Raw genomic sequence first — 21,409 nt, 5'->3', positions numbered from 1 at the left:
GATATTCCTAATTATATAAATGAATGGTCGTCTTTATGCGGCCAACCCCCAAAAAGGCCAGGCCTGGTCAAAATGGTTTATAGCAAACATTTTACTGCATGGCTTTATCGAATTCCAAAAATTAGCCGGTTGTCACTGAATTGAATCGCAGCCATCGAGCGGAAACGGATGGAAACGCACTGATGGTCGATAAGATTACGGCTGCCAAATAAGGCATCATTTGCACACCCAGCACGATGCACCAAAACAATGTTTCAAGTGATTCGAAGCCCACTCGCCAGTAAATGACCAGCACTAATGATGCTAAAATCGTGACCAGTGCGGTTTCTTGGCCGGCGTCTTTCAGTGCTTGCAAAATCGCCGCCGACTGGCGCCCTTTTGGGGTTCGTAAAAAGGGCACTTTTCGACCGATAAACAAACCAGACAATACGGCTTTTGCAATGGTGTGTGACAATGCCAGCCCGGCCACGGCCGCGCCCGTAGCCGTAACAAAACTGGCATGCATTCGAGTCCGATAAAGGGCCAGCATCTTCAACAGTTTGAAACCAAAGAATAAAATCGGCACCAGTGAAATCATAATATTCGGCGCATTAAAGTGAACCGGGTTGCTGATCATTAATAATGACCAGATGATGGCCAATAGCGTGAAAATAAAATTGAAACCATCGGCAATCCAAGGCAACCAGCCGGCGATGAAGTGATAACGTTGCCCGAGGTTTAAGTGTGTTTGGTTGAGGAAAAGGGCGCCGGCATGTTCACGCATAATCTGCATGGCACCATAAGCCCAGCGATAACGTTGTTTTTTGTAATCCATAAAGGTATCCGGCATGACGCCTCGGCCATAGCTGGTGGATTCATAAGTGGCTTGATAGCCGTGTTCGAAAATTTTAAGGCCGAGTTCGGCGTCTTCGGTAATGGTCGTTTCACCCCAACCACCGACTTCTTGCAGAACCTTTCGTCGAACCAATGTCATGGTGCCATGCTGGATGATGGCATTGCGTTCGTTGCGGGTCACCATGCCGATATGGAAAAAGCCTTTATATTCGGCGTAGCACATGGCCTTAAAGGCATTTTCATTGAAATCACGATAGTCTTGCGGGGCTTGCACAATTGCCACTTCCGGTTCGTCAAAATGCACGACCAAGCGTTTTAACCAATCCGATTCAACCTGATAATCACTGTCGATCACAGCAATGGCTTCGGCCTCCGTATGCGTATGTTTTAATGCGAAATTCAGGGCCCCGGCTTTGAATCCTTCCAGCGGCGAAACATGAAAAAAACGAAATTTTGCGCCCAATTTTTTGCAATGTTGCTGAACCGGTCGCCAGACATTTTCATTTTGAGTGTTATTATCAATGACCAGTACTTCGAAACTCGGATAATCCAGGCGAGAAAGCGCATCGAGGGTCTCGATCATCATGTCCGGTGGTTCATTATAAGCCGGTACGTGAACGGAAATAAACGGCCAATCTCGAGAGGTTGAAGTCGTTTCTGGAAAAGAAGAGGGTAGTAAAAGCCGGCGATGTTTCCGTAACCAAAGGGCTTCGGCCCATTCGTGCGCTTCAACCAATATAACCAGCCAAACACCCATGACCCCAAGCATCAGTAAGAGGCCAACCATTCGGCTGATCCAGTCTTGATAAAGCAGGGTGTGCTGATAAACAACCCAAATAATAACGGAGGAAGCGAAGAACGCAATGGCAACCAAGAAGGTTCGTCCGCGTTTTTTCAAATTACGGCTATCCATCAGTAAGAAAAGCACTAAAAATACCGCTAATAAAATGGATGCAATGGCAAGAATTCGCCATTCTTTAATCGGAATGATGGGTTTATAAAATTCGAATTTGGGCTGACGGTTTACATCATAAACACCCCAGTAAGCCCCGACAGCACCTTCCAGATCGGCTTTCCAAGGTTGATCAAAAGCTTCCATGACGTAGTAAACGTAACCTTCTGTTCGGGCTTTATCGAGGAAGCGTCTTAAAAAAATGGCTTCGTTGGCATTTGAAGCAGAAGCTTCTTTGATGCTGCGTCCATTACTGGGCCAGCCTACCTCGGCAATGACAATCGGTTTGTTGGGAAAGTTTTCGCTCAGCAAAGCCATTTTATCGACAATATAATCAACCGCACTTTCTACCGGAACACCTTCCCAGAAGGGCAGCATATGGACGGCGAGATAATCTGCATGCTCGGCCAACTCCGGGTATTTCATCCAAACATGCCATGGCTCGGCGGTACTCACAGGAACATCCAGCGCCTTTTGCATTCTTTCAAGGTAAGCGGACATTTGATCAACGCTGATTTCTTTTCTCAGTACCGCCTCATTTCCGACAATGGCGCGCACAACATTGTATGGCGGACGATGAACAATCTCTTCCAGAGCTTTCAGTTCTTGTTCATTTGTTTCGAAGTCACCATCAATCCAGGCGCCAAGCGCAAGGTTAATGTTATGTTTTGCAGCGAGTTCGGGGATCTCACCAAATACGCCTGTCGCCGAATATGTGCGAATAGCGTGAACCATTCCGGATAAGATTTCCAGGTCTTCTTCAATTGATTCTGTGGTTGGGTAAATTCCGGAGAAAGGGCTTTGATCGTAATGATATGGGGAAAATGCAAAACCGGGAATTGTGGTTGGCCAGGATGGCTCTTCAAGTGGTTTATTAAAATAAGCGTAAGAACCAAATGTGAAAAGAGCGAATGATAATAAGATGAGTAAGTTTTGCATAACTGTTTGAAATATTTCACTATCCAGCGATGGAAAGAAAAATATTTTAACAGATTGTTACTTTTTCGTAACAATATATGAAGACGACTTGTCTGTGTCGACCAAGAAGTCAGCTAAAACTTATTTAAATTTATTGAGTTTTTTGCGCTCGCTGGACGATGGAATGTGCATCGCCTCGCGATATTTGGCAATGGTGCGGCGCGCAACATTGATTTCTTTTTCTTCCAGCAACGCCATGAGTTTATTGTCACTGAGCGGTTTGTTTGGATCTTCATCGTCAATCAATTGCTTGATGTGCGATTTGATGGCGATGGCGGATTGATCCTCGCTGCCGTATTGCGACACGCCGGTGGAGAAGAAGTATTTCAGTTCAAAGGTGCCGCGTGGCGTCTGCATGTATTTCTGGTTGGTGGCACGGGAAATGGTGGATTCGTGCAATTCAAGCGATTCGGCCACGTCGCGCAACACCATCGGCTGCATAGCTTGTTCGCCTTCATCGAAGAAGCGAGCTTGTTTCTCGACAATGTATTTGCCGACACGCAGCAGGGTTTCCCCTCGGCTTTGGATGCTTTTAATCAAACCTTTCGCTTCAGTCAGTTGTTCTTTGATTTGTTTGGCTTCCTGGCTACTGGAGCCTAAGTCGCCCGCCATATTGATGTATGCCGAATTGATAGTCAGGCGCGGGAACGCATCCTGATTGAGTTCCACCATAAAGCCGTCTTTGGTGCGATACAGCTTTAAATCCGGAATCACGATTTCACCCTGGGTCGACGAATACTCTCGACCGGGTCTCGGGCTGAGCGATTGGATCACCTGAATCACTTCGGTCAGTTCATCGTCATTCAAAAGGTAAATCTTTTTGATGCGTTTATAGTCACGAACACTCAGCAAATCGAAGTTTTCTTCGATGATTTTGATGGCAGTGACGACATATGGGTTCTGGTGCAAGGCTTTCAGTTGCAGAATCAAGCATTCCGATAAGTCACGCGCGCCGACGCCGGTCGGCTCAAACTGCTGGATGACCGATAAAACGCCTTCGATGTCCGACAGGTGAATCAGCAGGTCGGGTTCTTTTTCCTGAATATCGGCCAGAATGTTTTCCAATGGCGTTTTCAAGTAACCTTCATCGTTGATGTCGTCAATGATATAAGACGCAATGAGTTCTTGCGTTTCGGTCCAGGAATAAATATCCGATTGCCAATACAGCTTTTCACTCAAGGTCACTTCGGACGAAGTATAGTTTTCCGGAGAGGTGTAATCATCGTTGTCGGATTTGATTGAACTGGAAACAGGGGAGATGTCGGTATACACCTCTTCCCATTCACAGTCGATTTGTAAATCGTCGGACAGGGTGTCGGATGCTTCGATGTCAATCTCGTTTTCACTGGCATCCGAGACTTCGGCGGCATCTTCTTCCGAAGCGAACTCTTCGGCGTCTTCCGGGCGGTCTTCATCCAGTTCCAGCATGAAGTTGGTTTCAAGCGTGGTGGAGATGGTTTGCTGAACTTCCAACGCGGAGTATTGCAGGATTTTGATGGATTGTTGCAACTGCGGTGTCAGTTTGAGCTGTTGACCGATATTGATTTGTAAGCCCGGCATTAACGCCATAGAGAATCTCTCCTTGGTGCCCGAAATGATTAATGGTTGAGTATCTCAGTAATGGTTATATAATAATCGAAAATTCGCCAAAACGGTATTATCTTGGCATAGAGATTTAAAAAACATGCCAATTTTTATTTTTAACTCAATAATACAAAAAAGACGAGAGGAGCGACAAGGTGTCAATCAAACAACAAGCGCATGAAATCGTTGATGCACTGCCGGATGATGCAGATTGGAACGAGCTGGTCAAAAGTCTGTATCGCAATCAAAAAATCACCTTGGGAATGACTGATCTCGAGTTGACTCAAAAAGACCTGTCCGAAGCGGAAATTTCAACCATTATGGGCCGTCTGGAATCGTCCAGCTCACGTCCGGACGACATGCGAGACACCCGCTCTTACAACCCGGGAAATGCCGCCACACTGGGCATGGTGGCTGGGATTGTCGCCATTTTCTTCGCCTTCGTATTCCCGCCAATTACCTGGTTGGCCGCGCCGATTGCGGTGGTGGCCGGTGCGATTGGTGTGAAACATCATCAACCAAGAGCTTGGGTGCCGATTTTGATGGCCATTGTGTCCATGGCACCAATGATTATGGTTTTGAGTGAACACGTCGATTACTTTAAATAGTTTTACGTTCAAACGAATCTCACCAAAGAAACGCCCAGGCCTGGGCGTTTTTTGTTTCTGTTATTTTGTTTCTGTTATTTGCAAATCAGTGCAATTTCAGCAAACAACCATCAAAGAATTTCGCAATCAAAATCAAAATCAAATCAAGATAACAGGTTGATTTTAAATAAAAACAAGTGGAATACCCTTCGTGTTCGTCGTTATTATATATTCGCATAATGTATATTATGTTAAATTAAGTATAACGTAAAAAAGTGCGCCGATCAGGCGCACCTCTTCTGTTGAAATTCTAAAGCTTTTAATTCAGAACAAGCTGAGAACGTTTTCCGGCGGACGCCCGATAACGGCTTTGTCACCGATGCGAACAATCGGTCGTTGGATCAGTTTAGGATGTTGATGTAGGATTTCCAGCCAGGCCTGGCGGTTTGTTGCATTGTCTTTCAAGGATAATCCCAGTGCTTTGAATTCGGCTTCGCCGGTACGAATGATTTCGGTGGGTTCGACATTCAATAAACGGCACAATTCATCCAATGTTTCAACACTGGGTGGCGTGTCCAGATACCGTACTTCCTCAATCTCAAAACCGTTTTCTTCTAATAATGCACGTGTTTGACGACTTTTGGAACAACGTGGGTTGTGGTAAATGATGGCGTGTTTCATTTGACGTTCACTTATTTCGGTTATTCGTCGTTGTCTGACGAGTCGTTATCACTGGCGATTCGCTTGTTTAAAGCCGCTTCAACAGCTTCAATGCGGGACTGACACACTTGATAAGCGCGTGTGGCTTCATCCACCATCGGCACCAGTTCATCGATGTCGATTTCTTCGGAGTTCGATAGTTTCTGTGCGATTTCTTGCAGTTTCGCGTAGTTTTTTTGATAACTTTCGTTGGTGCTGTCGGCCATAACGGGTTCCTTTAGCAGTGGTTATTCTTCAACGGGAATGGCTTGTATGGCGCCATCCTTAAAGGTGATTTCAATTTGTGACTGACGTTTCGCCACCTCGGCGGACTTAATCGGTGTGCCGCCCTTTTTGTCCTTAACGATCGCAAACCCGCGGTTCAATTGGGTCTTCGGTCCGGAACTCAAAACGAAACGAATCCACTGTTTATTGCGGACGCGTGCTTTTTCCAAATGTTGAAACGGCGCGCTGGCGACGGTGGTTTGGTATTGAGCCAATTGATGTTTCTGAAGTTTTAACTGACTCGAAACCTGATGTTTAAGCTCTTGATTCAACTGTAATAAAGTGTGTTTCTGGGCTTGAGCCAGCCCCAGGCTCTGTCGCTGAATTTGGTAATGCAGTGGCGTCAATAACCGTTTGAGTCGTTCGGTAATACTCAAGCTTTGCCGTTGCACGGTTTTTTCCATGTCGGCCAGGGTTTGTTTTTGTTTTTGCACGTACAACTGGCTGGATTGTTCGATGGTAAGCCAATGCCGTTGTGCCTTTTGCGCGCCTTCAAAAATCGCCTGGCGAACACCTGCAATGACTTTACTCGGCGTGTCGAATCGAACCGCCGCGACTTCGTCCAGCAGGGTGTTATCGCGCTCGTGGCCAATACCAGTCAAAACCGGAATCGGCGCCATCGCAATCGCCTTAGCAAGGCTATAGACATTCAATGGCGTTAAATCCAATTTGGCCCCGCCGCCACGGATGATAATCAAGGCATCAAACGGATTGGCTTGATGCAGTGCTTCAAAGGCATCGAAGGCCGTGAGCATCTCCGACTCGACCTGCTGGCCTTGAAAAGCGGAGTAGAAATATTTGAATTCGCAGAGTTCGGCTTGTTGCAGCAAGTCGGCGTCGGCGCGGAAATCTCCGAGCCCCGCGGCATTTGGCGGTGCAATGACCGCGACACGGAAAAAATCCGTTGGCATGGCAAATTGTTTGTTGCGCTCATAAAGCTGTTCCGCCACCAACTGTTGGCGAATCTTATTTAAATTGGCTTCCAGTTCTCCCAGTGTAAAGCTCGGATCGATGTCCTGAATCACCAAAGAGAAACCGAATTTTTCATGAAAATTCACTTCGGCCAGCAACAACACCTTTTGGCCTGGTTTTAATTCGGAACCGGTTTCTTTGGCAAAAGTCTCTAAAATACGAGTGACTTGGCTTTGCCAAATCATGGCTCGGCAGGTGGCAACCGCCCCGCCGGTTTCAGCCGTTTCTGTCAGTTCCAGATAAACGTGCCCTCGGCGTTCATTCAGGTTGGCGATTTCCGCTTTGACCCATACGGCACCGGGAAAGGATTGACGCAAAGCCGATTGAACCTGGAACATCAACTGCCCTAGCGTAACGCCCTTTTCCTTTTCATTTGCGGGCACGGCGTCCGGCGACAAGGGTGAATCGACAATCGACAAGGTTGGCTGATTGGGCAACCAGCGTTCGAACGGTGCTAAGTCGTCCGCCAGGTTTTCAGGCACATACCATTTTTTCTCCATGGGGTTCCAACGAGCCCCTAATGACTTGGCGGCGTCTTTTTCGGCGAAGGGCACTTCCAGTAAAATCATCGGTTTTGCTCTTCCATGCGTTGGATTTCCTGGGCCACACGGCGGTAAGCTTCCTGTAACACTTCAATCCCGGCCCCCGGTTGGAACGCATTTTCGGAAATGTAACGGCGCCACATACGCCCGCCCGGCAAGCCGGCAAACAGGCCAAGCATATGGCGGCTCACCTGGTTCAGCTTGCCGCCAGACGACAAATGACGTTCGATATAAGGGTACATGGCTTCCAAAACGGCTTCCCGATTCAATGGTTCAGACACATCATCATAATAAAGCCGATCAACTTCCGTCAATAAATACGGTTTTTCATACACCGCGCGGCCGAGCATGACGCCGTCCACCGCTGGCAAATCACCGTCGGGTTGTAAAAACGCCAAACCGTCTTGCGGCGACGCGATTCCACCATTAATGGCAATCGGAAACTCCGGGAATAACTGTTTAATGCGTCGAACCCAGTCGTATTTCAATGGGGGCACTTCGCGGTTTTCCTTGGGCGACAAACCTTGCAGCCAGGCTTTACGGGCATGGATAATCATGCCGTCGGCACCGGCGTCGTGCACTTGAGTGACAAAGTCCACCAGCGTTTCGAAATCTTCCTGGTCGTCGATACCAATCCGAGATTTCACCGTCACCGGAATTTTCGATACGGCGGCTTTCATGGCCGCCACCCCTTCCGCCACCAAACCGGGATGCCCCATCAAGCACGCGCCAATCATATTATTTTGAACCCGGTCGGATGGGCAGCCGACATTAAGGTTGATTTCCGAATAGCCCCATTCCTCGCCCAAAACGGCGCATTTGGCCAAATCCTCCGGCCCGGAACCGCCTAATTGCAAGACCACCGGGACATCGTCTTCGGAATGCCCGAGAAACCGTTCCAGGTTATCGCCGTAAATAATCGCGCCGGTGGTGACCATTTCCGAATACAGCCAGGCCTGGCGGGTTAGCTGACGATGAAAAACACGACAATGACGGTCGGTCCAGTCCAACATCGGCGCCACAGAGAAGTGTTGGGCACTGCAGGTCGGTTGACCGGTGGTTTTTTGAAGGGAGTGGTTGAGCAAAACGCTTCCTTATTGCGAATCAACAAAGAAGCGTATTATAAGTGAAAGCCGCGTGAATATCAGCGGCATGGTGTTTTTTACAGATGGGCCGGCCTTTCCGTAGATTCGGCCAGGCCTGGTCAATTATTGGCCAACGTACGGTTTAGAAATCGCTCCAATCATGATCGGATGCATCTTTGGCTGCACTTGGCGCGGCCAAACCTTTGGGTTGTGCGGTTTTTTGAACCGGTTTGGTCAGCATCGTCGAACCGGTTTTAAAGAACGCCATTTCACTCGACAGCGTTTGCGCCTGATCCGACATGCTTTCCGTAGCGGCGGAGGTTTCTTCCACCAAAGCGGCATTCTGCTGGGTGGCGGCATCGATATCACTGATGGCCGTGTGCACTTGCTCGATGCCTTTGGCCTGCTCTTCCGACGAACGGGCAATCATCTCAATCATTTCATGTACATGAGTGATGGATTCGCGAATTTCCGCCAGCATTTCACCGGACTCGCCCGTCAATTGAGAACCTTGTTGAACCAGTTCATTACTCTCATTGATCAGGTTTTTGATGTCGCGCGCCGCATCAGCGGATTTTTGCGCCAGGCCGCGAACTTCACCGGCAACCACCGCAAAACCACGTCCGTGATCGCCCGCACGGGCCGCTTCCACGGCTGCATTCAGCGCTAACAGGTTGGTTTGAAAAGCAATGCTGTCAATCAGCGTCACGATGTCGTTAATGCGTTGACTGGAGTTTTCAATGGAGTTCATCGCGTCGATGGTTTGTTTCATCACCTCGGCACCACGCTCCGTTTTCTGTTGCACGTTTTCCGACAGATTCGACGCCTCAATGGCGTTTTTGGTGTTGTTCTGAACCGTGGAATTCATCTCTTCCATGGTCGCAGAGGTTTGCTCGACCGCCGCCGCTTGTTGTTGCACGCGTTGACTTAAATCCAATGCGCCTTTGGAAACTTCTTCCGATGCCGACAAGACAATGTGCGTCGCGCCATTGACCTGGTTTACGATACGGTTCAGATTATTAATGGCATTGTTCAGGTTCTGTTGAATGTGCGCCAATTCCCCCGGATAGCTGCCGGACATGTTCTCGGTCAAATCGCCATCGGCAATCAATGTCAAAATACGGCTAATTTCTTGCATCACCGTGCCCAGCGAATCGACGCTGCTGTTGATGCTTTGTTTCAGTTCGTCGAAGCTGCCGGAGGCGGACGCCTGCACCCGGTGCGAGTAATCACCGGACGCGACGGCGTGCATCACGCGGTTGATTTGGTTGATGATATTGCCGGTGTTGGACAAAGCTCCTTCCACCTTGTTACGGAAGGCTTCGGCAACACGTTTGTCCATTTTGGCTTCCAAATGGCCGTTTTGCAGGGCATTCATAATGCTGTCGAGTTCGTTCATCATGAATTCGACGCTTTCCGCAGAAGCGTTGATGCCGTTTTTCAGCGCCAGCATTTCGCCGACAAAATCGCCGTCCATGCGTTTGCTGAAATCGCCGTCGGCAATCGCCGCGACCGTTGCATTGGCGCCATCAAAGGTGGCTTTGGTTTGGTCCAGTAATTGGTTGAAGGCCATTGACGCACGGCCGATTTCATCTTGATGATACACGTGAATCCGCTTGGAAAAATCGCCATTCTTGACCACATTCTGGGAAACGTCCATCAGCTCGTTCATCGGTCGCAAAATGGCTCTCAGGGTTCGATACGACAAGAGCGCCGCAATCAAGAACATCAACAGCGCCACGACGATGGCCCAAGTGAAGGTCGTTTGATACGCTTCTTCATTGGCGTCATTGAGTTGCCCGGCAATTTCCAATTGCAAATCGATGAGCTGGGTGATCGCATCCGAAATCGGATCGATTGCCGGATACAGCTGTTCGATGCTGTAACCTTCCACCGCCGCCATATTCTGCGATGCAATCGCCGATTTCAAGCCTTCGATGGATTCATCGGCTTTTTTCATCAGCGTTTGTGCATTCTGCGCCAAGGCCGATTCCTGTTCGGTCAAGGTGGTGGCCATGTATTTGTTCCAGGTTTCTTCAATGACTTGTTGCGCCTGCTGAATATTCCCGCTGGCTTGTTCAAACGTCAGGTTTCCATTACGCAGCTTATGATTGGTATCCACGATATTGACCGCGTATTCATCGGCGATGATTTTCAAATCTTTCAGCGGAATAATGCGATCCAGATAGATTTGATGAAAAGATTGGTTGTTTTGTTTCATAATCACCAGGCCTGCGACAATGGCTGCCATCAGAAAACCGATGAGCAGTGAAATAATGAAAATAATGCGTTGCTTGATTGTCATTGAATAAATTACCTCCGTTGGTTACAGCGGGGTAACTATAGTGATTTGAACCCGAAAATAAATAAAAATTTTATGAAATTTGGTTTTTCAATCCCATCAAGAGAGATAAAGCTGGAATTACTCCTTCATAAGTACAGAATTATCGGTAGTTTTCGCTTAAAATGATGCTTGGTTCTGCTTTAGTGAATGTGTTTTTAAGTTAAGCTCAGGTTGTGTAAAGGCGTTATGGATTCGGTTCAAACTCTCTATCAAAAAGTTTTCAAATCGGAAGAGTATGATGCGCTGGGGATAAAGGCCTGTGAAATGGCGCTGGAAGCTTACGACCTGCCCGAACAAAGCATTGTGCGCAGCGCCGAAGTCGCTGCCGTCCTGGCAAACCTGAAACTGGATCGCGACACCTTGATTGCCACGCTGGTCAGCGATATGACCCTGGAACCGCACTATTCCATTGCGCAAATCACCGACGTTTTCGGGCAATCCATTGCCAAAATGGTGGACGGCATTCGTCGCCTAAACCAATTTCGCGATTTCATGCCGGCCAATACCTCTAACGAGGTTCAAAACGAGCGCTTGCGGCAGATGCTGTTGGCGATGACTTCCGACATCCGCACCATGATCGTCAAGCTCGCATATCGCGTGGTGCGCCTGCGTAACCTTAAAAACGAAGATGAAGATGTTCGCCGCCAAATCGCTTCGGAAACCCAGCTAATTTTCGCCCCGCTGGCAAACCGTTTGGGGATTGCCCAATTGAAATGGGAACTGGAAGATCTGTCCTTCCGTTTTCTGGAACCGGGAATCTACAAGGAAGTCGCCCGTCAATTGGACGCCAAGCGCTTAGGCCGCGAAGCCTATATCAACAGCATCATTCAAGAGCTGCAAGAGATGCTCAAAAACTCGGGCATCGAATACCACATTTCCGGTCGCCCGAAGCACATCTACAGTATCTGGCGCAAAATGACCCGCAAAAACCTGCCGATTGACGCGCTGTATGACCTGCGCGCGGTGCGCATCTACGTGGATTCCGTGCGGGAATGTTACGAAGTGCTGGGGATGATTCACAGCCGCTGGGCTTACATCAAAGACGAGTTCGACGATTACATCGCCAGCCCCAAGGAAAACGGTTATCAATCGATTCACACCGTTATCATCGGCGCGGAAAACAAAACCGTCGAAATTCAGATTCGTACCCACGAAATGCACCGTCATGCCGAATTCGGGATTGCCGCCCACTGGCGTTATAAAGAAGGCGGCAAACCGATTGATCCAAGCCTGGAGCAAAGCATTAACCTTGTGCGCCAAATGCTTGAATACAATGACAATCCGGATTTACTGAATGAAATCAGCACCGAACTGTTGAGCGAACACATTTACGTGATGACGCCCGCCAATGAAATCATCACCATGAACAAAGGCTGCACGCCGCTGGATTTCGCTTACCAGATTCACACCGAGCTGGGCCACCGTTGTCGTGGCGCCAAAATCAACGGCAAAATCATGCCATTGACCTATCAGTTGAAAACCGGTGATTCGGTGGAAATTCTGACGGTCAAAGAAGGCACGCCGAACCGTAACTGGCTAAACCCGAACTTGAACTACTTGGGCAGCAGCCGCTCGCGTACCAAGGTGCGCCACTGGTTTAACCAACAGAATAAAGACGCGAATATCGAAGCCGGTGAAGGCCTGTTCCATAAAGAAGTCCGTCGCCTGCAAGCCGACGACATCAGTGCTGAAATGCTGTTGGAGCGTTTCAAGCTGGAAACCGTCGATGAATTGTACGAAGGCATCGGTAAGGGCCAAATCAATGAACGCCAGTTGACCAACGCCATCCAGAAACTCATCAAACCGGAAGAAGAACACATGCGCCCGCGCTCCCGTGACTTGTTGGAACACGATGTGCCGTTGGAACCGGGCAAAGCGTATGTGGTCGGTGTGCCGCAACTGAAAACCTCTTTGGCGCCCTGCTGCCACCCGGACGAATCCGACCAGATTATCGGTTACGTCACCCGTGGCCGCGGTGTTACGGTGCACAAAAAAGATTGCCCGAACATTCTCAACCTGACTTACGACGAACAAAAACGCCTGATCGAAGTGGCCTGGCACGGCGCCAAACCGGAGCCGGAAGCTTACGATGCGGTATTGCAAATCTTGGCGTTCGACCGAAAAGGCTTGTTACGAGACATTATGGCGATGTTGACCCATTGGGACATCAACCTCATCAATTCCGACACGCGTACCGACAAAGCCGACGGCAGCGTGTCCATGACACTGCAAATCGAAGTGGAACCCCAAACCAATGTCGGGGAACTGCTAGACCAAATCGAGCAGATTCAAAACGTGGTGTCGACGTCCATTAACTTGAACAAGGAAAAGCATTCATCGGTTTCGCAAACACTGCACTAAGTGTTTGAAAATAAATATAAAAAGAAAACAAACAAAACCGTCAAAATTGGCGGTTTTTTTATTTTGGATACATGAATTTCTTTAGATCACAGCGCGCTGGAATCGATAAACACCAACGTCTCATCGCCCTGCACACGCTGAATCGGTAAATCGGTGCCGTCCCTGTCCAATAATAGCTGCTTCACTGCCTCACGTTTTCCCGCACCGGTAATCAATTTGAATACATGACGGCTTCGGCCCAAACGTTCGTACGACAGGCTGATGCGTTCCGATGGCGGTTTAGGGGAATGATACTCGGTCACCACGGAAATATCCTCCGGATACGCATGCCCCGGAAACAAACTGGCGGTGTGGCCGTCTTCCCCCATACCAAGCAAAACCACATCAAAGCGATCAATCACGTCGACGGTGGCTTGGTAGGATTTGACTGCCAATTCAGGGCCCAGTTCGGCGGGCATGACATGGATATTCTTGTCCGGAATATGACCGAAAAACAACCAGGCCTGGTGCAAACTCACACTGTTCCGTTCGCTGTCTTCCTTCGGTAAACAGCGCTCGTCGCCCATGTAAATATGCCAGTTGGCCCAATCGGCTTGTTGTTCCGCCAGCAATTCATAACATTTTTGTGGCGTGGTGCCACCCGCCGTCACCAACGTAAAACGCCCACGAGCACGAATGGCTTGATCCGCCAGAGCCAGCAGCTGTTCCACCGTATAGGTGGCGACGTCTGCCGGCGTGTCGAACACACGCCAATTCGTCGGCAGGCCATTCACTTCGGTCATCTTTCAGACTCCGGGTGAATATGGTAACGCCAGTTTTGTTCCGGCGAATCAAACAGTTTATTGGCACCTTCCGGCCCCCAGCTTCCCGACTTGTAGGTATCGATATAACCGGTTTCCGTACCCCAAACCTGAATGACCGGGTCCACCACTTTCCAAGCGGCTTTGACTTCGTCATAGCGCAGGAACAGGGAGCGGTCGCCTTTAATGACATCCAGCAGCAATTCTTCATAGGCATCGTTCGGTTCTTCGCCTTCCCGTCCCATGGAGGCATCCAGACTGATTTGTTCGGTATTAATTTCCAGGCCTGGCTGTTTCGCCATCATTTCGATCTTAATGGATTCGTCCGGCTGAATGCCGAAAATAATCCAGTTGGGTTTCATTTTCTGAACGTGCGAATCGCGGAAGAACTGCTTCGGTGAATGTTTGAAGCAAATCGACACCAGCATTTTGTTTTTCGCCATGTTCTTGCCGGTTTGAATGTAGAACGGCACACCGGCCCAGCGCCAGTTGTCGATGTAGAGTTTCAAGGCCGCATAGGTTTCAGTGACACTGTCTTGCGACATGCCGGGCTCGTCCAGATAAGCCGGCACTTGCTTGCCGTGAATTTCACCGGCCGCATACTGCGCCCGATAGGCTTGGGCCGAGACGTTTTTCTTGGAAATGCTTCGAATCGACTTTAACAGTTTCACTTTTTCGTCGCGCAAATCTTCCGCATCCATTGAGGCCGGCGGCTCCATGGTCACCAGTGCCAACAGTTGCAACAAATGGCTTTGAATCATATCGCGCATCGCACCACTGGTGTCGTAATAGCCCGCGCGTGTCCCGATGGGTCGGTCTTCGGCATGGGTAATCTGAATATGGTCGATGTAATTGCGGTTCCAAAGCGGCTCCATCAACAGGTTGGCGAAGCGGAACACCATAATGTTCTGCACCATGCCTTTGCCGAGATAATGGTCGATTCGGTAGGTCTGGTCTTCGTCCAGGTATTTATTGAGTTGCGCTTGCAGTTGTTTGGCGCTGTCGGAATCGTAACCGAAAGGTTTTTCCAGCACCACGCGTTTCCAGCCGTCGGTTTCGGCCAACATACCGCTTTCACCCAAATGACGCACCGTGCTGGCGAAGTGATCCGGTCCCAACGATAAATAATAGACGGCATTGTTCGGCCAGGCGTCGGAGGCAATCAAACGCGCCAACGCCTGATACGACTCGGCTTTATTAATATCCATTTGGAAATAATCTAAACGTTCGCAAAAACGTTTGAACAGATTTTTATCCAAACCGCCCCGCGCTTTGGGTTCCACCGCTTTTTTCACAATTTTTATCCAGTCGTCTCGGCTCCATTCGCGTCGCCCGATGGCGAGAATGCGCATGTCATCGTCCAAGCGGCCGACTTGTTCCAAATGATAAAAGCTGGGCATGAGTTTCGATAACGACAGGTTTCCGGTGGCCCCGAACACCACATAAGTACAGGCTTCCGACATAAGACTTACACCTCGTACGTTGTGGAGCTGACATTACCGCCGGAATGAATCCAATCGGTATGGAAATATTCACCACGTGGGGCGTCGACACGTTCATAGGTGTGTGCGCCGAAATAATCGCGCTGCGCCTGCAGTAAGTTGGCCGGCACCCGTTCGCTACGATAGCCGTCGAAGAACGCCAGGGCCGAACTCAGCGCCGGGGTTGGAATTTGACTTTGAATGCCGAAAATCACCGCTTGACGCCAATTGGCTTCCGCCGATTTAATCGCGTCTTCAAAGAATGGCGCTTTCAGCAGGTTGGACAGGTTCGGCGATGCATCATAGGCCTTCTTGATTTCGCCCAGGAAGGTACTGCGGATAATACAGCCGCCACGCCACATCAGGGCGATGCCGCCGTAATTCAAATCCCAGTCGAACTCTTTCGCCGCTTCGGACATCAGCATATAGCCTTGTGCATAGGAAATGATTTTTGAAGCGTAGAGCGCATCGTGAATCGCGGTCAACATCGCGTCTTTATCGACATCCAGCGTCTTGTCGCTACGCGGATACAATTTAGCCGCGTCCACCCGCTCGCTTTTCAGGGCGGATAAACAGCGGGCGTAAACCGATTCGGTAATCAATGTCAGCGGCATGCCCAGCTCCAACGAACTGATGCCGGTCCATTTTCCGGTGCCCTTCTGACCGGCCGCATCCAGAATCTTATCGACCAGCGGTTCGCCGTCGTTGTCTTTAAAGCTGAGAATGTCGGCGGTGATTTCAATCAAATAAGAATCCAAAACGCCTTTATTCCATTCCGCAAACACAGCTTGGCATTCGTCGGCGGACATGCCCAAGCCTTCTCGCATCAATTGATAGGCTTCGGTAATGAGCTGCATATCACCATATTCGATCCCGTTATGCACCATTTTGACATAATGTCCGGCCCCTTCTGGACCAACCCAGTCACAACAAGGTTCGCCATCCGATTGTGCGGCAATGGCCTGAAAAATCGGTTTTACCGACGGCCAGGCCGCCGGATCGCCACCCGGCATAATGGATGGCCCGTGACGCGCCCCCTCTTCCCCGCCAGACACGCCGGTACCGACAAACAGAATGCCTTTTTCTTTCAAACTTTGCGTGCGTCGTGTGGAGTCGGTGTATAAGGAATTCCCGCCGTCGATAATCATGTCGCCCTTGTCCAGCAGCGGTAACAATTGGTCGATAAAGTGGTCCACAACCTCACCAGCCTTGACCATCAACATCACCTTACGGGGTGCTTTCAAGCTGTTGACCAGTCCTTCAAGCGAATCGTAGCCGGTAATGGGTTTGTCTTCGACACGGTTTTGAATAAAGTCGTCCGTTTTCTGCTTCGAACGATTGTAAACACTGACGTGGAACCCATGATCGGCCATGTTCAAAACCAGGTTCTGACCCATGACCGCTAAACCAACTAAACCGATATCCGCTTGAGACATAATCACTCCAAAATGTACGCTGAACAAGACGACTCCATGTTAATCAATAACCGGCGTCTTAAAAAGATAGTTTTAAGAAGAATTTATAAAAATTTTAAACGTTCAACGTCAAAACAAGCAAAAAACGAACCACAGAACCAGGCCTGGTTAAAACGAGTAAAGGAAGTATGAAGTGAGACAAATGTCCGGAAATGAAAAAGCCCGCCTGAAAACTCAAGCGGGCTTTTGAAAGTGGCGTCCCGTAGGGGAGTCGAACCCCTGTTACAGCCGTGAAAGGGCCGTGTCCTAGGCCTCTAGACGAACGGGACAATGTGGATTGTCATCCGGCTTGTATTTCAACAAGCAATCAATTGAACCGGTTTCAATTCTACCGACCTAGAGGCAGACCTTTTCAATCAATTTAAATTTGGAGCGGGAAACGAGGATCGAACTCGCGACCCCAACCTTGGCAAGGTTGTGCTCTACCGCTGAGCTATTCCCGCGTAGTGGCGTCCCGTAGGGGAGTCGAACCCCTGTTACAGCCGTGAAAGGGCCGTGTCCTAGGCCTCTAGACGAACGGGACACAATGTGATTAACCAAGTTAATCTGTGCCTGGATTTCTCCAGTTATCTCTTCCAAAATCCCATCGTTTAAGTCCGGCCTAGTGGTCTTAAAAGATTCCAGAAAAGTATCAGAATTGGTGGAGCTAAGCGGGATCGAACCGCTGACCTCAACACTGCCAGTGTTGCGCTCTCCCAGCTGAGCTATAGCCCCTCAAGCTGATGAGCGCGTATTATATAGAACTTATCGGGACGGTCAAGACTTTTTTAACAAAAATGCCATATTAATTTTGCCCGTAAGTACCGCGCCCACCCCGCTGTTTAAGCGTTCTGCTTCCGGATTTCAATGGCCTGTAACGCTAAGTCTATACGGGCAATACATTTTTCCTGCCCGATCAATTCCGCAGTGGCATCAATCGACGGCGATTGACCGCCACCAGTAATGGCGACACGCAATGGCATCCCCACTTTGCCCATGCCCACATCCAAGTCGGAGGCGGCTTCCTGAATGGCGGTGTGAATCGCTTCCGCTTTCCATTCGGACAGCGCCGCAAACTTCTGTTGCACCAAACGCAACGGTTCTTCCGCCACCGGGCGAAGATGTTTTTTGGCCGCATCGGCATCGAATTCGGTGAAGTCCTGATAGAAATAGGTCGCGCCATCTGCCATCTCAATTAAGGTACGGGCACGCTCACGTAGCAAATCGGCCACTTTCGACAGCGCAGGGCCTTGCGATACGTCCAAGCCTTTGGCTTCCATAAACGGCGTCAAATGCGTCACCAAATGGTCGATGTCGGTGGTTTGGATGTGCTGTTGGTTAATCCAAAGCAGTTTTTCGGTGTTGAAAGTCGACGGCGAAGAGTTCACGCTTTCCAGATCAAACAATTCCACCATCTGCGGAACGGTGAAGATTTCCTGATCTTTATAAGACCAACCCAGACGCACCAGATAGTTCAACAAGGCTTCCGGCAAAAAGCCTTCTTCCTTATATTGCAAAACCGACACCGCACCGTGACGTTTGGACAAGCGACTGCCGTCTTCACCCAACACCATCGGAATATGCGCGAACTTCGGCACTTCCGCACCCAAGGCTTTATAAAGGTTGATTTGTCTGGGGGTGTTGTTAACGTGGTCGTCACCGCGAATCACGTGCGTCATGCCCATATCCCAGTCATCCACTACCACAGTCAGGTTATAAGTCGGTGTGCCATCGGAACGAGCGATAATCAAATCGTCCAGCTCTTTATTGGACACGACAATTTTGCCTTTGACCAAATCGTCAATGACCACTTCCCCGTCGGTTGGGTTCTTGAACCGGACCACCGGCTTAACGCCTTCCGGTGGTGTGCCGGTGAAACAACGATAACGGCCATCGTAACGTGGCTTTTCACCACGGGCTTTTTGTTGCTCACGCATTTCATCCAATTCTTCCGGCGATGCATAGCAATAATACGCCAGGTCACGATCCAGCAAATCCTGGATGACCTCTTTATAACGATCGAAACGTTGGGTTTGGTAAATCGGCCCTTCGTCGTAATCCAGCCCCAGCCATTCCATGCCGTCTAAAATCGCTTGAACGGATTCCTGCGTGGAGCGTTCCAAGTCGGTATCTTCGATGCGCAGAATGAACTGACCGTTATTCTGTCTGGCATACAACCAGGAAAACAAGGCCGTGCGAACGCCGCCAATGTGTAGATAACCGGTCGGGCTGGGGGCAAAACGAGTTTTGATCACGAAAATCTCCTAAAGTCATTCGATCGTCTTTGACGGGTATTTTTTAAGTTAACTTCGTCGTAAAGACAGCGGTTCAAAAATGTAGGCTTATAAGTCGGCACTAAATAACGCATTTAAAATTTTGTGGGACGTTTAAGTAGATAGCCTCTAGGCGTGAATTGCAGATAAAGGTTATTCCTTTATCAAAATTCACAACAACGAGGATGCCTGCTTAAACAGCCACCCGAAGGGGCTTCGCCAGACTTACCTCAACTTCGTTAAAAGCTATCATGTTATCCGGATAGCATAATAACTTCTGCCTTGTTGAGAAAAGTCTGGCTTTGCCAAAATTCAAATGCGTTATTTAGTGCCGACTTATTATAAAGGGAATGCCGATGCGATTGGAGAACGAATTTCAGTGAACCCACCAAAAGACACCCCTTTAATCATGCGATAACCGCTTTCCGAAAATCCAAGTCGGTTGTTTCAATGAATAGACTAAGACATTATACTAACGCCAGCCAACACTCATATAACGAGAACATCAAAGTCGATTTCGACCAGGCCTGGAGGATACATGAGAACAACACGAAACCTGTTTATGGGAACATCTGCCGTGCTGGCGGCGGGCGTCATTGCCGCCACAACCGTTTGGCCGAGCGCCGCGTATTTATGGCTGCTGGTCGGCCCGTTCATTTTGCTCGGCGTTTACGATATGAGCCAGAAAAAGCACACTCTGCTCAGGCTCTACCCCATTCTCGGCCACATACGTTATATATTTGAATCGATTCGCCCGGAAATCCAGCAATACTTCGTTGAAAGCGACACCAACGGCAAACCGGTGCCACGAGAGTTCCGTTCACTGATTTACCAACGCGCCAAAGGCGTGATCGACACCCGCCCCTTCGGCACCATTTTCGACACCTATCGTGTCGGCTATGAATGGATCAAACATTCCCTCAAACCGCAAAGCGTTCCGGAAGAGCAAAAACGCGAGCTGGTCGGCGAAAAGAACTGCACCAAACCCTACGCCGCTTCGCACCTCAATATTTCCGCCATGAGTTTCGGTGCCTTGAGCAAACACGCCATTATCGCACTGAACCGGGCCGCCAAAATGGGCAACTTCTATCACAACACCGGTGAAGGCGGCTTGACCGACTACCACCTTCAGGAAGGCGGCGATTTGGTCTGGCAGATCGGCACCGGTTATTTTTCCTGCCGAACGCCTGATGGGCAGTTTGATCGCGACATCTTCGCCGAAAAATCCAAAATCGACCAAGTCAAAATGATTGAAATCAAACTGTCGCAAGGCGCGAAACCGGCGCACGGCGGCGTGCTTCCCGCCGATAAAGTCACGGCGGAGATTGCCAAAATCCGAATCGTCGAACCTGGAAAAGACGTTATTTCACCACCGACACACACCGCCTTCACCACACCGGTCGGGTTATTGCAGTTCGTCGCGGAACTGCGCCAATTGTCCGGCGGCAAGCCGGTGGGCTTCAAGCTGTGTATCGGGGAACCTTGCGAGTTCATCGCCATCTGCAAGGCCATGATTGAAACCGGCCTGACACCGGACTTCATCACCGTGGACGGCGCCGAAGGCGGCACCGGTGCGGCCCCCATTGAATTCACCAACTCGGTGGGCACGCCGCTGCGCGAAGCCCTGCATTTGGTGAACACCACGCTGGTCGGCTTCGGCTTGCGAGACGACATCAAAATCATCGCCTCGGGCAAATCCTTTTCCGCCGCGCATTTGTTAGGCTTGTTAGCCTTGGGCGCCGATATGGTCAATTCGGCACGCGGCATGATGTTCTCGATCGGTTGCGTGCAGTCCAGAAGCTGTCACAACAATACCTGCCCGACCGGTGTTGCGACCCAAGACCCGACGCGCTACAAGCATTTGGACATCGACGATAAAAGCCAGCGTGCGGCGCGTTATCATGAATCGGTGATTCACAACCTGATGCACTTGTCCGCGGCGGCGGGCCTGAAACGCCCCAATGACATTTCACCCAGCCAAATCATGCGCCGCGTGAGCGAAACGCAAGTCAAAAGCTATCAAGAGATTTTCCCGCCGTTGGAAAAAGGGTGTTTGTTGAGCGAAGACACGGTGCCCGCCAATCTTTTGCCGGAGTGGCATGCGGCAAACCCGCATCAATGGTAAAGCCTTCTGCATAACGCAGTAACCAATCCAGCACAAAGCGTTTTAAAAGGGCT

Annotated in this window: 14 protein-coding genes and 4 tRNA genes; 3 read left to right on the top strand and 15 right to left on the bottom strand. The window is 49.6% G+C overall.

From position 1 onward, the window contains the following. Positions 1 to 121 precede the first annotated feature (121 nt). Both AYJ59_RS07275 and AYJ59_RS07270 read right to left on the bottom strand, forming a co-directional pair. Complete coding sequence (locus AYJ59_RS07275; RefSeq protein WP_127119721.1) at positions 122 to 2,725, bottom strand: glycosyltransferase family 2 protein; 2,604 nt, start codon at positions 2,723 to 2,725, stop codon at positions 122 to 124. Positions 2,726 to 2,845: 120 nt separating this feature from the next. Further along, entirely contained in the window at positions 2,846 to 4,333 is a 1,488-nt protein-coding gene (locus AYJ59_RS07270) for an RNA polymerase factor sigma-54 (RefSeq protein WP_127119720.1), read from the bottom strand. A gap of 170 nt (positions 4,334 to 4,503) precedes the next feature. On the opposite strand from AYJ59_RS07270, the gene AYJ59_RS07265 reads away from it, so the two are divergent. Further along, complete coding sequence (locus AYJ59_RS07265; RefSeq protein ID WP_127119719.1) at positions 4,504 to 4,956, top strand: hypothetical protein; 453 nt, start codon at positions 4,504 to 4,506, stop codon at positions 4,954 to 4,956. Positions 4,957 to 5,259: 303 nt separating this feature from the next. Here AYJ59_RS07265 and arsC read toward each other — a convergent pair whose 3' ends face one another. The 5 genes from arsC to AYJ59_RS07240 all read right to left on the bottom strand — a co-directional run bounded on the left by arsC (position 5,260) and on the right by AYJ59_RS07240 (position 10,823). Further along, positions 5,260 to 5,616, bottom strand: coding sequence for an arsenate reductase (glutaredoxin) (gene arsC / locus AYJ59_RS07260; protein WP_127119718.1), 357 nt, complete (start codon positions 5,614 to 5,616; stop codon positions 5,260 to 5,262). 20 nt (positions 5,617 to 5,636) lie between these two features. Further along, positions 5,637 to 5,861 (bottom strand): exodeoxyribonuclease VII small subunit, encoded by a 225-nt coding sequence (gene xseB, locus AYJ59_RS07255; RefSeq protein WP_029938115.1) that lies wholly within the window; start codon positions 5,859 to 5,861, stop codon positions 5,637 to 5,639. Between the two features lie 21 nt (positions 5,862 to 5,882). After that, positions 5,883 to 7,460: an exodeoxyribonuclease VII large subunit gene (xseA, locus tag AYJ59_RS07250; RefSeq protein WP_127119717.1), complete on the bottom strand. Its 1,578-nt coding sequence runs from the start codon at positions 7,458 to 7,460 to the stop codon at positions 5,883 to 5,885. Continuing rightward, a complete protein-coding gene (gene dusA, locus AYJ59_RS07245; protein ID WP_081836802.1) occupies positions 7,457 to 8,518 on the bottom strand; it encodes a tRNA dihydrouridine(20/20a) synthase DusA in 1,062 nt (353 codons plus the stop codon). The genes xseA and dusA overlap by 4 nt, the downstream gene beginning before the upstream one ends. 142 nt (positions 8,519 to 8,660) lie before the next feature. Next, positions 8,661 to 10,823 carry a HAMP domain-containing methyl-accepting chemotaxis protein gene (locus AYJ59_RS07240; protein WP_029938118.1) on the bottom strand — a complete coding sequence of 721 codons (2,163 nt, stop codon included), beginning with the start codon at positions 10,821 to 10,823 and terminating at the stop codon, positions 8,661 to 8,663. A gap of 225 nt (positions 10,824 to 11,048) precedes the next feature. Here AYJ59_RS07240 and AYJ59_RS07235 point away from each other — a divergent pair, with 225 nt between their 5' ends. Continuing rightward, a complete protein-coding gene (locus AYJ59_RS07235) occupies positions 11,049 to 13,223 on the top strand; it encodes a RelA/SpoT family protein (protein WP_127119716.1) in 2,175 nt (724 codons plus the stop codon). Between the two features lie 86 nt (positions 13,224 to 13,309). Here the strand turns inward: AYJ59_RS07235 and pgl are convergent, their stop codons facing one another. The 8 genes from pgl to gltX all read right to left on the bottom strand — a co-directional run bounded on the left by pgl (position 13,310) and on the right by gltX (position 19,213). Then, entirely contained in the window at positions 13,310 to 14,005 is a 696-nt protein-coding gene (pgl, locus tag AYJ59_RS07230; RefSeq protein WP_237260287.1) for a 6-phosphogluconolactonase, read from the bottom strand. Then, positions 14,002 to 15,486, bottom strand: a complete 1,485-nt coding sequence (gene zwf, locus AYJ59_RS07225) for a glucose-6-phosphate dehydrogenase (protein ID WP_127119715.1) — start codon at positions 15,484 to 15,486, stop codon at positions 14,002 to 14,004. The genes pgl and zwf overlap by 4 nt, the downstream gene beginning before the upstream one ends. 5 nt (positions 15,487 to 15,491) lie before the next feature. Next, positions 15,492 to 16,940: a decarboxylating NADP(+)-dependent phosphogluconate dehydrogenase gene (gene gnd / locus AYJ59_RS07220; RefSeq protein ID WP_127119714.1), complete on the bottom strand. Its 1,449-nt coding sequence runs from the start codon at positions 16,938 to 16,940 to the stop codon at positions 15,492 to 15,494. Between the two features lie 232 nt (positions 16,941 to 17,172). Continuing rightward, positions 17,173 to 17,248, bottom strand: a tRNA-Glu gene (locus AYJ59_RS07215). Between the two features lie 99 nt (positions 17,249 to 17,347). Further along, positions 17,348 to 17,422: transfer RNA gene (locus AYJ59_RS07210), tRNA-Gly, on the bottom strand. A 4-nt stretch (positions 17,423 to 17,426) separates the two neighbouring features. After that, a tRNA-Glu gene (locus AYJ59_RS07205) sits at positions 17,427 to 17,502 on the bottom strand. A 115-nt stretch (positions 17,503 to 17,617) separates the two neighbouring features. Then, positions 17,618 to 17,693 (bottom strand) — tRNA-Ala (locus tag AYJ59_RS07200). 107 nt (positions 17,694 to 17,800) lie between these two features. Continuing rightward, positions 17,801 to 19,213 (bottom strand): glutamate--tRNA ligase, encoded by a 1,413-nt coding sequence (gene gltX / locus AYJ59_RS07195; RefSeq protein ID WP_127119713.1) that lies wholly within the window; start codon positions 19,211 to 19,213, stop codon positions 17,801 to 17,803. A 556-nt stretch (positions 19,214 to 19,769) separates the two neighbouring features. Here gltX and AYJ59_RS07190 point away from each other — a divergent pair. Next, positions 19,770 to 21,356, top strand: a complete 1,587-nt coding sequence (locus AYJ59_RS07190; RefSeq protein WP_127119712.1) for an FMN-binding glutamate synthase family protein — start codon at positions 19,770 to 19,772, stop codon at positions 21,354 to 21,356. The last annotated feature ends 53 nt before the right edge of the window (positions 21,357 to 21,409 follow it).

Origin of the sequence: Thiomicrospira sp. S5, from assembly GCF_003991075.1 — a bacterium.
Taxonomy (GTDB): domain Bacteria; phylum Pseudomonadota; class Gammaproteobacteria; order Thiomicrospirales; family Thiomicrospiraceae; genus Hydrogenovibrio; species Hydrogenovibrio thermophilus.
The sequence above is the reverse complement of the archived record's forward strand: the minus strand, read 5'-3'. Positions and strand labels throughout refer to the sequence as shown.

Coding starts and splice junctions, on each gene's coding strand:
- AYJ59_RS07240 (WP_029938118.1), bottom strand. CDS start 10,823: ATGACAATCAAGCAACGCATTATTTTCATTATTTCACTGCTCATCGGT.
- zwf (WP_127119715.1), bottom strand. CDS start 15,486: ATGTCGGAAGCCTGTACTTATGTGGTGTTCGGGGCCACCGGAAACCTG.
- AYJ59_RS07190 (WP_127119712.1), top strand. CDS start 19,770: ATGAGAACAACACGAAACCTGTTTATGGGAACATCTGCCGTGCTGGCG.
- pgl (WP_237260287.1), bottom strand. CDS start 14,005: ATGACCGAAGTGAATGGCCTGCCGACGAATTGGCGTGTGTTCGACACG.
- xseA (WP_127119717.1), bottom strand. CDS start 7,460: ATGATTTTACTGGAAGTGCCCTTCGCCGAAAAAGACGCCGCCAAGTCA.
- xseB (WP_029938115.1), bottom strand. CDS start 5,861: ATGGCCGACAGCACCAACGAAAGTTATCAAAAAAACTACGCGAAACTG.
- AYJ59_RS07275 (WP_127119721.1), bottom strand. CDS start 2,725: ATGCAAAACTTACTCATCTTATTATCATTCGCTCTTTTCACATTTGGT.
- gnd (WP_127119714.1), bottom strand. CDS start 16,940: ATGTCTCAAGCGGATATCGGTTTAGTTGGTTTAGCGGTCATGGGTCAG.
- arsC (WP_127119718.1), bottom strand. CDS start 5,616: ATGAAACACGCCATCATTTACCACAACCCACGTTGTTCCAAAAGTCGT.
- AYJ59_RS07235 (WP_127119716.1), top strand. CDS start 11,049: ATGGATTCGGTTCAAACTCTCTATCAAAAAGTTTTCAAATCGGAAGAG.
- AYJ59_RS07270 (WP_127119720.1), bottom strand. CDS start 4,333: ATGGCGTTAATGCCGGGCTTACAAATCAATATCGGTCAACAGCTCAAA.